Origin of the sequence: Pseudomonas sp. SMN5 (assembly GCF_052041925.1) — a bacterium.
Taxonomy (GTDB): Bacteria; Pseudomonadota; Gammaproteobacteria; order Pseudomonadales; family Pseudomonadaceae; genus Aquipseudomonas.
In genome coordinates, this window is sequence record NZ_JBKGGX010000005.1 from 201,525 (window position 1) to 212,831 (window position 11,307).

Genomic DNA, 11,307 nt, shown 5'->3' on the forward strand with positions numbered 1-11,307 from the left:
AACCTCATTGGGATGTGAGCAAGGGCGGGCGGTGCAGCAAGCCGTGCACCGGACCGGATATCACGGACAGCAGGTACAACGCACCCGCCACCAATACAATGGAAGGGCCGCTGGGCAGTGAGAAATAGAATGACAACAACAAGCCCAGCCATACGGAGAGGCATCCCAGCAGCGCCGCGACCATCATCAGAATCGGCAGGCGGCGGCTCCAGAATCGCGCCGCGGCCGCCGGCAGCATCATCAAGCCGACCACCATCAGAGCGCCGATGGCCTGGAAGCCGATCACCAGGTTCAACACCACCAAGGTCAGGAACACGCCATGCGCCAGAGGCCCGAGACGGCTGACCGTTTGCAGGAACAGTGGATCTAGCGTGTCGAGCAGCAAAGGGCGATAAATCAGTGCCATGGCGACTAGGCTGACGCCCGATACCCAGAGCATGCCGGTAAGTGTCGGACCGTCGACCGCCAACGCAGAGCCGAATAACAGATGGAGCAGATCCAGGCGTTTGCCGGCCATGCCGAGGATCAATACGCCGGCAGCCAGGGAGATGGGATAGATCGCCGCGAGACTGGCATCCTCGCGTAAGCCGGTACGGCGGGTGATCCAGGCCGCGAGTCCGGCCATGCCCAGGCCTGCGCCCAAACCGCCCAATGTCAGGGCCGGCAGGCTCAAGCCTGCGAACCAGAAACCCAGGGCTGCGCCGGGCAAGATACCGTGCGCCACGGCGTCGCCGATCAGGCTCATGCGACGAAGAATCAGGAACACCCCCAGCGGAGCCGTACTGCAGGCCAACACCAGCCCGCCTATGAGCGCCCGGCGCATGAAGATGAATTCCTGGAATGGCTGCCAGAAATGAGTGGCCGCCAGCATCAAGCCACCTGCGCGTGAGGGTGTTGGACGATCAGTTCCGCACTGGCGCCCAGGACGCAGCCGGACGGGCTGATCCGTAGCGTTTGCACGATATGCTGGCGTACCGCAGCCAGGTCATGACACACCACGACCAGGGTCCGGCCCTCGGCGTGCCAGCGGTGGATATGGTTCCATAGCAACGCCTGGCCCAATTCGTCGAGGGCGGCGTGAGGTTCATCGAGCAACAGCAGCGGTGCTTCGGCAAGGCTCAGGCGGGCGAGCAGGGCGCGTTGCAATTCCCCGCCGGACAACGCCATCAACGGTCGGTGCTCAAGGCCATTCAGCGCCCAGTCGTCCAACACGGTTTGCAGCTTCAGGCGTCTCATGGCGGGTGTATGGCGAGTGCCCCATGAGCCTGCTGCGACCAACTCCTGCAGGTTGATGGGAAACTGCCGGTCCAGATGATGTTGCTGCGGTACGAACGAGACCCCGCCGCGACGTGGAACATCCAGCGTGACCTTTCCGGAAAGAGGTTTCTGCAACCCCGCGAGCACCTTCAACAAACTACTTTTGCCCACCCCGTTGGCGCCGATCACTGCGGTGAGGCTTCCGGCCGGTCGTTGCAGATTCAGCGGCGGTGTAAGGAGTTGGCCCGGGGCACCCCAACGCAGCGCTTGGCAGTCGATCATGGGCGCTCCCAGTTCCAGCGGCTTTGTGCGACGGCATCGTGGGCATGCAGGCTTTCAGCGTGAACTACCCATACATCGAATGCACTGACGTGGGAGGAGCGCCTCAAGGCTGTGCTCAATCGTCGGGCGGCGTCTTCGCAGAACATCAGATTTTGCCCATTGGCAAGCGCGAACGCCTGCTCATCGGCACGCTTGACTGCGGTTTGGACGGCGGTACCTAAGGCGGCTTCGGCTTCGTTGATGAGGGGTACCCAAGGCAATTCATCTGCGTCAGCGTTCAGCCGCAGATTTAGCACGGCTGTGCTGCGTTGGCTGTGAGGCGTCGCGATGATGCCCTCCGACGAGCCCAGCCAGGCCAGGACCTCAGCATGCTCCAGAGTCTTGTTAGCGAAATCATCAACGAACTGCTGCTGGATCAGTTGCCGAGCAAGTGCCGCTGAGCACGGGCAGGTAGAGGAGTAAGGGATCTCGATTTTTAGTTCCACGTGGAACACATCGTTTGCCAAGCGAGCCTTGACGCTCACTGGATACCGTTTCCAACCTGACAAAGGACTGACGAGGGCCGGGCGCTTGACTAGCAGATGGGTATGAAGATCCAGGGAAGCCACGCGAGATATTCCGTGATGAGTCGAGAGGAACTGCTGCAGGATTTGGCGCAGCAAACGTATAGACAGCGGTGAGCTCTCTAATGCCTCCAATTCCAAGTACAAGCGGGACATGTGAATACCGCGAGCCGCTCCGTCATCGAGACTCACCCCTGCGTCCGCCAAGGCATCCAAACGCTGGCCATCGATAAGCACAGGAACGGCAATGCCCTGCATGCCAACCCAGGCGAGAGGCAACGTTTGTCCGGACTCCTGCGCGGCCACATCCGGCAGCGTTATTGCGTTCATGGGGAACATCCATCGTAGGTTTAGCTGAATGTTATAGTATAACGATAAATGTAGCGTAGCCTTTTTCGATGAAAAGAGTTTCATCACGCCTGGGTTCCACGTGAAACATCACCTAGAACCTTGGCATCCTCCTACCCGTGCACAGGTAAACCTGCCTACGCTTCCCCCTGAGCTTGAAAAGCGATTGATCGTGGTCCAGCCCACCCGCCGGCTGTAACCCACCCAACTTTCACCATCAGAAGCCAAGCCTGTGAAGAACGTAAGCTGGCCGTAACGGCTGTTGGTTTGCGCCCAGAAGCGGCGCCTGTCTGCTTCAAATCCACGTAAATAAACGATATCGCCAGCGGTTGCGACGCTGTAGTAATTGCCCAGACTGTCGCTGCAGGCCAAGAGATTAGCGCTACGCGTGCAACTCGTCTTCATCGGGGCTTGAGCAAAAGCACTCAGAGCCAACAGCAGGAGCGCAATCGCCAATACCAATTTGGATAGGGTACGCATTGAGGCCTCAGGGCGTTTTCGGATCGCAGATATTTGTGTTGTTATACTATAACAATAAATCTATGATTCGGCTGAACCGATACCTGACTTTGCGTGCTGGGTGCTATCTGCGTCTCCAGCGCCGTTATCCGATGAGGATTTCCTGATGCCCAATCGCCTCCCAGTCACCGTACTCTCCGGCTTCCTCGGTGCCGGTAAAAGTACCTTGCTCAACCACATCCTGCGTAATCGCGACAATCTACGAGTCGCCGTAATCGTTAACGATATGAGCGAGATCAACATTGATGGCAGCGAAGTCCAGCGTGATGTCACCTTGAATCGTTCCGAGGAGAAACTGGTGGAAATGAGCAACGGCTGCATCTGCTGTACGTTGCGCGAAGACCTTTTGCAGGAGGTCAGCCAACTCGCCAAGGAAGGGCGCTTCGATTATCTGCTGATCGAATCCACTGGCATTTCCGAGCCGCTGCCTGTGGCGGAGACCTTTACCTTTCGTGATGAAGAAGGCCGTAGCCTGGGCGATGTCGCTCGACTGGATACCCTGGTCACAGTCGTCGATGGGGTGAATTTCCTGCTGGATTACCAGGCCGCCGAAAGCCTGGCGACACGAGGGGAAACCCTGGGTGAAGATGATGAACGTTCGATCACTGACCTGCTGATCGAACAGATCGAATTTGCCGACGTGATCCTGATCAGCAAGATCGACTTGATCAGCCGGCAGGAGCGCGAAGAACTGATTGAGATCCTCAAGCGCCTCAACACCCAGGCGCAGATCCTGCCCATGGTCATGGGGCAGGTGCCGCTGGGTAGGATCCTCGATACCGGGCTGTTTAACTTCGAACGCGCCGCCCAGTCACCCGGATGGCTGCGCGAGCTGCGCGGCGAGCACCTGCCGGAGACCGAGGAATATGGCATCGCCTCGACCGCCTACCGGGCCCGGGCGCCGTTTCATCCCCAGCGCTTCTTCGACTTCATCAACCGCCCTTGGGAAAATGGCAGACTGTTGCGTTCCAAAGGCTTCTTCTGGCTCGCCAGCAAGCCCGAGGAAGCGGGTAGCTGGTCTCAGGCCGGCGGGCTGATGCGCCACGGGTTTGCCGGGCGCTGGTGGCGGTTCGTGCCGAAAAACCAATGGCCGCAGGACGAGGAAAGTACTGCCTTTATCATGAAGAACTGGCTTGCCGGCACCGGCGATTGCCGCCAGGAGCTTGTGTTCATCGGCCAGGGCATCGACTTCAGCCGACTCACCGCCGAGTTGGACGCTTGCCTGCTCACCGACGCGGAGATGACCCTCGGCATGGACGCCTGGCGGCAGTTGCCGGACCCGTTCGGCCCGTGGCATGAAGAGGCCGCAGCGTAACATCAAGGGTTGTCTGCATTAGGGTTTGACCCAGATGCCCTGGCTCTGCCCTTCGCAAAATGGCCGCAGATAAGCGGCGTCGGTCGCCACGCCGTAATAGTGAATATCCTGGCGGTAAGGCATATTGGCGACCTGGGCATTGCTGCAGATGCCGAACGCGCCGCCAGGGCACTGATCGACGTATTGCACCTCGACCTTCTGTCCGGCAAGGCTTGGCTGACAGAAACCGTCGGCGAACAGTTTCTGCGGAATGTTGCGGTTCTGCTGGCAGACTTGCACATCAAGCCGTTCCGCCTGACTGTGCACCACACACGCCTGGGCCAGTGCCTGGTTCGACGTCAGGGCCAGCAAGAACCAGCCGATCATCCGCATCTTCACCTCCATCAAAAGCCGTCGATTATGTTGCAGCACATTCCCACCCATGTCATCGCCGGGCCCTTGGGTGCTGGCAAGACCACGCTGATCCGGCACCTGCTGGCCCAGCGCCCGGCCCACGAATGCTGGGCCGTGTTGATCAACGAGTTCGGCCAGATCGGCCTGGACGCTGCGTTACTTAGCCAGTCCGCCGATGGTATCGCACTGGGCGAAGTGGCCGGGGGCTGTTTGTGTTGTGTCAACGGCGCGCCATTTCAGATCGGTCTGGGGCGTCTGCTGCGCAAGGCCCGACCGGACCGGCTGTTCATCGAGCCCTCTGGATTGGGCCATCCGGTGCAACTGATGCGGCAACTGAACCAGGCGCCCTGGGTCGGTGTACTCACCGTCCAGCCTTGCGTGCTGGTACTGGATGCTCGCGCGATGGCGGACGGCAGCCCCCTGGCCGATGCACAGCGCCAAGCCCTGAACCATGCCGGACTGCTGGTGCTGAACAAGTCCGAAAGCCTGACTCAGGCCGATCGCGAACGGCTGGCCGCCGAGCTGCCAAAGCTTGCGTTGTACTGGACACAGCAGGCCGCGTTACCCATCGACCGACTGCCGGGCCATGCAGCGCAGGGGCACGGCGCTGCGAATCACCTGGAGTTACCCCAGGGCGTGGGAGAGCTGCCGGCGATCTGGAACGATCCGAGCACGCCGATTTGCCTGTATCGACAGCAAGAAGGTGCGTGGAGCATTGGCTGGCGTTGGCATCCGAGCCAGCGATTCGACAGCGCGCTGCTGACTCAATGGTTGAAAACCATGCGCTGGAAACGGGCGAAGGTGGTTATCCACAGCCCCGACGGTTGGGTTTCGGCCAACGCCCTGGACAGCGCGACGTTGCACTGGATACCCAGCGAGTGGCGGGAGGATTCACGGATTGAATTGATTTTCGACGAACCCCAGGACGTTATGGCCCTGCAAAGCAGTCTGGTGGATTGCCGTTGTCCCTGAGTTTCAGGACTTCCACTTGTTATGCTCCTGGCGCCACTGGCTCAGCTCGATGACTTCCGCCCGGGGCCGGGTCTGCACCGGCTCGATCGGTGTTGGCGGGGTTTCTTCGAAGGGCATCGGGTAGGGGGCCAGTTCGATTTGCGCGCTGTGGGCGCCAAACTGAGTGATGGTGCCCGTGTGGCGGGTTTCACCCGTGACGGTGAACTCGAAATTGTAGACCCGTGCCAGGCGCCGTCGCCCATGAGCGTCCTTCACGAAACCGATCTTTTTCAGCGCCACGTTGCCGTCGAGCAATTCGATCTTCAGGTTGACGCAGTGCTGCATGACCCTCGCCAATGCACGCTCGCGCAAACCATGGTTGTGCCACAGCCAGGCGCCGCCGGTAGCCAGCAGCATCAGCACGAAAATGTTTCCAAGGGTCAGCATGAACGAAGTGCTCCAACAAGTTGTTGTCAGCTTAACTGTCTCGCCGGTCTGTCGTACAGGCTGCGTTTAGTCGCATACTGCGCGGCTTGAATTTCAATCGTTTTACGGAAATGTCCCGCATGAAGCGCACACCTCATCTGCTTGCCATCCAGTCCCATGTGGTATTCGGTCACGCCGGCAACAGCGCTGCCGTTTTCCCGATGCAACGGCTCGGGGTGAACGTGTGGCCGCTCAATACGGTGCAGTTTTCCAACCATACGCAATACGGCCAGTGGGCCGGCGAGGTACTTGCTCCTGAGCAGATCCCTGCGCTCGTGGAGGGGATCGCGGCAATCGGTGAGCTGGGTAACTGCGATGCGGTGCTATCCGGCTATCTGGGCAGCGCCGCCCAGGGACGAGCGATCCTGACGGGCGTGGCGCGAATCAAGGCGGCCAATCCAAGGGCGCTGTACCTCTGTGACCCGGTCATGGGGCACCCGGAGAAGGGCTGCATCGTGGCGCCTGAGGTCAGTGACTTTCTGTTGGACGAAGCTGCAGCCGTGGCAGACCTCATGTGCCCGAATCAACTGGAGCTGGACAGCTTCTCGGGACGCAAGGCGCAGTCGCTACTGGATTGCCTGGCGATGGCCCGAGCTCTGTTGCAGCGCGGACCGAAGGCGGTTTTGGTCAAGCATCTGGCTTATCCGGGCAAGCCCGAAGACAGTTTCGAAATGCTCCTGGTGACGACCGATGGCAGCTGGCATCTGCGCCGTCCGCTGCTGGCCTTCCCCCGTCAGCCGGTGGGCGTGGGTGACCTGACGTCGGGGTTGTTCCTGGCGCGGATACTTTTGGGGGACAGCCTGGTGGCGGCGTTTGAGTTCACCGCCGCAGCGGTGCACGAAGTGCTGCTCGAAACCCAGGCCTGCGCCAGTTACGAGCTGGAGTTGGTGCGCGCCCAGGACCGTATCGCCCATCCACGGGTCCGGTTCGAGGCAGTGCCGATCAGCCTCTGATCGACAGCACACCCTGTGGGAGCGAGCCTGCTCACGTTAGCGTTGTCATGGCCGATATTGTCGTGGGTTGTGACACCTTCATCGCCAGCAGGCTCGCTTCCACATCTTGAATTGCGTTGATCAGTTGACCCCGTCGTCCTTGATTTCCTGATAGCGCTTTTCCAGTTCCTGACGAATCTGCCGGCGCTGCTGCGCCTGTTTGTAGCGGCGTTTCTCTTCGCTGTTCTGTGGCTGCAAGGGCGGGACGGGGGCGGGTTTGCGCTGGTCGTCCACCGCGACCATGGTGAAGAAGCAGCTGTTGGTGTGGCGTACCGAGCGCTCGCGAATATTTTCGGTGACGACCTTGATGCCCACTTCCATCGACGTATTGCCGGTGTAGTTCACCGACGCCAGGAAGGTCACCAGCTCGCCGACATGGATCGGCTCCCGGAAAATCACCTGGTCGACCGACAGGGTCACCACGTAGCGCCCGGCGTAGCGGCTGGCGCAGGCGTAGGCGACTTCGTCGAGGTATTTGAGCAAGGTGCCGCCATGGACATTGCCAGAGAAGTTGGCCATATCGGGGGTCATCAACACCGTCATCGACAGCTGGGCGTTTCCAGGTTCCATAGCGTTCTCACGGTTCAAGGCAGCAATTTCAGGGAAGGGCGCCTCTGCGGGCGCTGGGTTCTATAAACCACCGATATCGGGGACGCTGCGCTTGTAGTTGCCGTCACGCCTCGGTGGATCTGTTTCCATATATTGCATCGACTTTTTGTCGGAAGTCGCGGTGTTACCCTGCAAAAGCCCATCTTGAGGGCATTTCCTACGAAGGAAACGGACTTTTCAAGTCGGCGCTACGCCACCGAACAGGGAGCTTCCTACATGCATGCCATCAGCTTCATACAAGACCTGGCAATCATCATGATCGCCGCGGGGCTGGTGACCGTTCTGTTTCATCGCTTCAAGCAACCGGTGGTACTGGGCTATATCGTCGCGGGCTTCCTCATCGGCCCGCACACCCCACCGTTCGGTTTCATCCACGACGAGGATACGATCAAGACGCTGGCCGAGCTCGGGGTGATTTTCCTGATGTTCTGCCTGGGCCTGGAATTCAGCCTGCGCAAACTGTTTCGGGTCGGGGCCACGGCGTTCATCGCGGCGTTTCTCGAGATCGTGCTGATGATATGGATCGGCTACGAGATTGGCCGCTGGTTTGAATGGAGCACCATGGACTCGCTGTTCCTCGGCGCCATCCTGGCGATCTCCTCGACCACCATCATCGTCAAGGCCCTCAACGACTTGAAGATGAAGAACGAGCGCTTCGCCCAGCTGATTTTCGGTGTGCTGATCGTCGAGGACATCCTGGGCATCGGCATCATCGCCTTGCTGTCTAGCATTGCAGTCAGTGGCACGGTGAGCTCGGGCGAGGTATTTTCCACCGTCGGCAAGCTGTCGCTGTTCATGATTGTCGCGCTGGTCATCGGCATTTTGCTGGTGCCCAGGCTGCTGGCCTACGTGGCGAAGTTCGACAGCAACGAAATGCTGTTGATCACCGTGCTGGGCCTATGCTTCGGCTTCTGTCTGCTGGTGGTGAAGCTCGAATACAGCATGGTGCTGGGGGCATTCCTGATCGGCGCGATCATGGCCGAATCCCGGCAGTTGTTGAAGATCGAGCGGCTGGTGGAGCCGGTCCGTGACCTGTTCAGCGCGATATTCTTCGTCGCCATCGGGCTGATGCTCGATCCGGCCATTTTGCTGCAGTACGCCTGGCCGATCGCGGTGATCACTGGTGCAGTGGTGCTTGGCAAGATGGTGTCCTGTGGCCTTGGTGCCTTTATCGCCGGTAATGACGGACGTACCTCACTCCGCGTAGGGATGGGGCTTTCGCAGATTGGAGAATTTTCCTTCATCATCGCCTCGCTGGGGATGACGCTGCAGGTCACCAGCGATTTTCTCTACCCCGTCGCGGTCGCCGTCTCGGTGCTGACCACTCTAATGACACCCTACTTAATCCGGGCCGCCGATCCGCTGTCCGTCCGGTTGGCGTCGGCGATGCCGCAACGGCTGACCCGGGTGCTGGGAATGTACGGCGAATGGTTGCGCAGCATCCAGCCGCAAGGCGAGGGCGCGATGGTGGCCTCGATGATCAGGCGTATCCTGTTGCAGGTCGGCGTCAACCTGGCGCTAGTGATCGCGATTTTTGTCTCGGGCGGCTATTTCGCCGAGGGGATATCCGCCTATCTAAGCGGGTGGATCAGCGAACCGAGCTGGCAGAAGGCTTTGATCTGGGGTGGGGCGTTGCTGCTGTCGCTTGCGTTCCTGATTGCCGCTTATCGTAAGCTCAAGGCGCTGTCGATGCTGCTGGCGGAAATGGGCGTGACACCAGAAATGGCGGGCCGCCACACCCAGCGCGTGCGTCGGGTCATTGCCGAAGTGATCCCTATCCTCTCGCTGCTGGTGATTTTCCTGCTACTGGCCGCCCTGTCGGCCAGTATTCTGCCGACCAACAAGTTGCTGGTGTTGATTGCGGTGGTGGCAGCAGGCGTGGCGGCGCTGCTCTGGCGTTGGCTCATCCGCCTGCACACGCGGATGCAGGTGGCCTTGCTCGAAACCCTGGACAACCACAAGGAGTCGTCCGGGCATTGACCGAGGACGGGCGCCGGCGGGGTCAGCTTTCCAGCCAGACGTCCCGGGCCCAGTGCCAGACCGACTCCCAGGTCTCTTGCGCAATCAGTTCTTCTTCTGCTTGCCACAGCACCACGGTGCCGTCTTCTTCGACGCAATAGTAATCGTCGCCGTCCTGGCAGATCGGGATCAGGCTGCGGTCGACCCCGGCATCCCAGGCATTGGCCGCCACCTCCGGCAGGTAGGTGTGGGACTGCGGATCGGTGACGGTCACGGGTTCCAGGCTGCCATAGACCACGTCGCTGACAGTCAGCAGGAATTCCCTGAAGACAAATGGGATGTCGATGAACAATTGCTCTTCGATCTCTACCAGCAGGTCTTCGTCGGGCAATTCCAGCGGAACCGGTACGGGCTCGTTGGCTTCACGTAGTTGTTCGATGATTTCTTCCACGTCCGGGGATCCTCTCTCTCGATGGCGCGGTTTCACAATGCAGCGGTTTATACAGTAGCTCGCTATAGATGCAACCGCGAAATAGAAAACCCCGGCCTGGGCCGGGGTTCTTTTATTTCAACATGCGAAACCGGCGAAGGTTCAACCGTTTTGACGGATACCGGCCACCAGCCAAGGCTGGTCATCGCCCTGGACACGCTCCATGTTCCAGCTTTCGCTGAACGCCTCGCCCTTGTCGAAGCGAGAGTCTTTCGACACACCGCTGAAGGTCAGGGTGGCGATGGTCTTGTCGGCGCGATCGTCGACGCCATCCAGTTGCACGTGCAGGTTGTCGATGTAGGTGGACTGGAAACCGTCACCCAGCTCAGCTCGCTCGCGCTTGAGGAACTCCAGCAGTTGCGGGGTTACGAACTCGGCGATCTTGTCCATTTCGTTCGCGTCCCAATGTTGCTGCAGGGCCATGAAGTGGCTGCGGGCAGCTTCGATGAAACGTTGTTCGTTGAACCAGGCGGGCGCGTTGATGACCGGCCGGGCGGCAGCAGTGGCTGGCGAGCCACCGAAGATCGAACCACTGGCTGGCTGTTGGTTGAACACTTCACGCTGCATCGGCGCGTGACCGGCCGGAGCGAACTGCTCCTGCTGCTTGCGGCGACGAGCGGCAATGAAGCGGAAGACCATGAAGGCGATGACCGCCATGATCAGGATGTCGAAGATCTGCATGCCCTGGAAGCCGTCGCCCATGAACATGGAGGCGAGCAGGCCACCGGCGGCGATGCCGGCCAGGGGGCCGAGCCAGCGCGAAGCACCGCTGGCCTTGGTAGCGGCGCCGGCGGCACCGGCCGCGCCTGCGGTGGCCGCAGTGGAACCGGCGGCAGAGGACGGCGCCATCTGGCTGGTCTGGTGAGTCGGAGCGGCGCCCGAGCTTTTACCACCGCCAAAGCGCTTGGCGGCATTGGCGTCGATGGCCATCGTCAGGCCGATGCACAACGCCATGGCGATGCTAAGAAAACGTTTCATATAAAGGCATTCCCATTTGTGGATAGCACGCGCGCCATGTTGCACAGCTGAACTGTTGCTGGCTAGCGGCAGAGTGTTTCGGGCTTTTGCGTGACAGCTCAGGTTCAGCTTCAATCGCGCAAGAGGGCTTGTTCGCTTTGGGCTGTAGGAAAGAGGGATTAGTTC

At 60.1% G+C, this 11,307-nt stretch carries 13 protein-coding genes; 4 read left to right on the forward strand and 9 right to left on the reverse strand.

Going from position 1 to position 11,307, the window contains the following annotated elements; all coding sequences use genetic code 11:
- Nucleotides 1–4 precede the first annotated feature (4 nt).
- The 4 genes from ACLEJR_RS07350 to ACLEJR_RS07365 all read right to left on the reverse strand — a co-directional run bounded on the left by ACLEJR_RS07350 (nt 5) and on the right by ACLEJR_RS07365 (nt 2,930).
- On the reverse strand, nt 5–871 hold the full coding sequence (locus ACLEJR_RS07350) for a metal ABC transporter permease (protein WP_440794681.1): 867 nt from the start codon (nt 869–871) through the stop codon (nt 5–7).
- Nucleotides 871–1,539, reverse strand: coding sequence for a metal ABC transporter ATP-binding protein (locus tag ACLEJR_RS07355; protein ID WP_440813015.1), 669 nt, complete (start codon nt 1,537–1,539; stop codon nt 871–873). The genes ACLEJR_RS07350 and ACLEJR_RS07355 overlap by 1 nt, the downstream gene beginning before the upstream one ends.
- Entirely contained in the window at nt 1,536–2,432 is an 897-nt protein-coding gene (gene folE2, locus ACLEJR_RS07360; protein ID WP_440813017.1) for a GTP cyclohydrolase FolE2, read from the reverse strand. The genes ACLEJR_RS07355 and folE2 overlap by 4 nt, the downstream gene beginning before the upstream one ends.
- 108 nt (nt 2,433–2,540) lie before the next feature.
- Nucleotides 2,541–2,930 (reverse strand): glutamine synthetase, encoded by a 390-nt coding sequence (locus tag ACLEJR_RS07365; protein WP_440813019.1) that lies wholly within the window; start codon nt 2,928–2,930, stop codon nt 2,541–2,543.
- 145 nt (nt 2,931–3,075) lie between these two features.
- On the opposite strand from ACLEJR_RS07365, the gene zigA reads away from it, so the two are divergent.
- Complete coding sequence (zigA, locus tag ACLEJR_RS07370; protein WP_440794689.1) at nt 3,076–4,284, forward strand: zinc metallochaperone GTPase ZigA; 1,209 nt, start codon at nt 3,076–3,078, stop codon at nt 4,282–4,284.
- An 18-nt stretch (nt 4,285–4,302) separates the two neighbouring features.
- Here zigA and ACLEJR_RS07375 read toward each other — a convergent pair whose 3' ends face one another.
- Nucleotides 4,303–4,656, reverse strand: coding sequence for an NADH:ubiquinone oxidoreductase (locus ACLEJR_RS07375; protein WP_440794691.1), 354 nt, complete (start codon nt 4,654–4,656; stop codon nt 4,303–4,305).
- A gap of 27 nt (nt 4,657–4,683) precedes the next feature.
- On the opposite strand from ACLEJR_RS07375, the gene ACLEJR_RS07380 reads away from it, so the two are divergent.
- On the forward strand, nt 4,684–5,649 hold the full coding sequence (locus ACLEJR_RS07380) for a CobW family GTP-binding protein (protein ID WP_440813021.1): 966 nt from the start codon (nt 4,684–4,686) through the stop codon (nt 5,647–5,649).
- Nucleotides 5,650–5,652: 3 nt separating this feature from the next.
- Here ACLEJR_RS07380 and ACLEJR_RS07385 read toward each other — a convergent pair whose 3' ends face one another.
- The gene (locus ACLEJR_RS07385; protein WP_440794695.1) at nt 5,653–6,075 is read right to left on the reverse strand and encodes a DUF3301 domain-containing protein; all 423 of its coding nucleotides are present in this window, start codon (nt 6,073–6,075) and stop codon (nt 5,653–5,655) included.
- 119 nt (nt 6,076–6,194) lie between these two features.
- Here ACLEJR_RS07385 and pdxY point away from each other — a divergent pair, with 119 nt between their 5' ends.
- Nucleotides 6,195–7,067, forward strand: coding sequence for a pyridoxal kinase PdxY (pdxY, locus tag ACLEJR_RS07390; RefSeq protein ID WP_440813023.1), 873 nt, complete (start codon nt 6,195–6,197; stop codon nt 7,065–7,067).
- Between the two features lie 120 nt (nt 7,068–7,187).
- On the opposite strand, the gene ACLEJR_RS07395 is transcribed toward pdxY, so the two are convergent.
- Nucleotides 7,188–7,676 (reverse strand): acyl-CoA thioesterase, encoded by a 489-nt coding sequence (locus ACLEJR_RS07395; RefSeq protein WP_440794699.1) that lies wholly within the window; start codon nt 7,674–7,676, stop codon nt 7,188–7,190.
- Nucleotides 7,677–7,931: 255 nt separating this feature from the next.
- Here ACLEJR_RS07395 and ACLEJR_RS07400 point away from each other — a divergent pair, with 255 nt between their 5' ends.
- Entirely contained in the window at nt 7,932–9,695 is a 1,764-nt protein-coding gene (locus ACLEJR_RS07400) for a cation:proton antiporter (protein WP_440813026.1), read from the forward strand.
- 22 nt (nt 9,696–9,717) lie between these two features.
- Here ACLEJR_RS07400 and ACLEJR_RS07405 read toward each other — a convergent pair whose 3' ends face one another.
- Together ACLEJR_RS07405 and ACLEJR_RS07410 are read right to left on the reverse strand one after the other, a co-directional pair.
- A complete protein-coding gene (locus ACLEJR_RS07405) occupies nt 9,718–10,125 on the reverse strand; it encodes an SMI1/KNR4 family protein (protein WP_440794703.1) in 408 nt (135 codons plus the stop codon).
- Nucleotides 10,126–10,266: 141 nt separating this feature from the next.
- Complete coding sequence (locus ACLEJR_RS07410) at nt 10,267–11,142, reverse strand: Tim44 domain-containing protein (RefSeq protein ID WP_440813029.1); 876 nt, start codon at nt 11,140–11,142, stop codon at nt 10,267–10,269.
- Between the last annotated feature and the right edge of the window lie 165 nt (nt 11,143–11,307).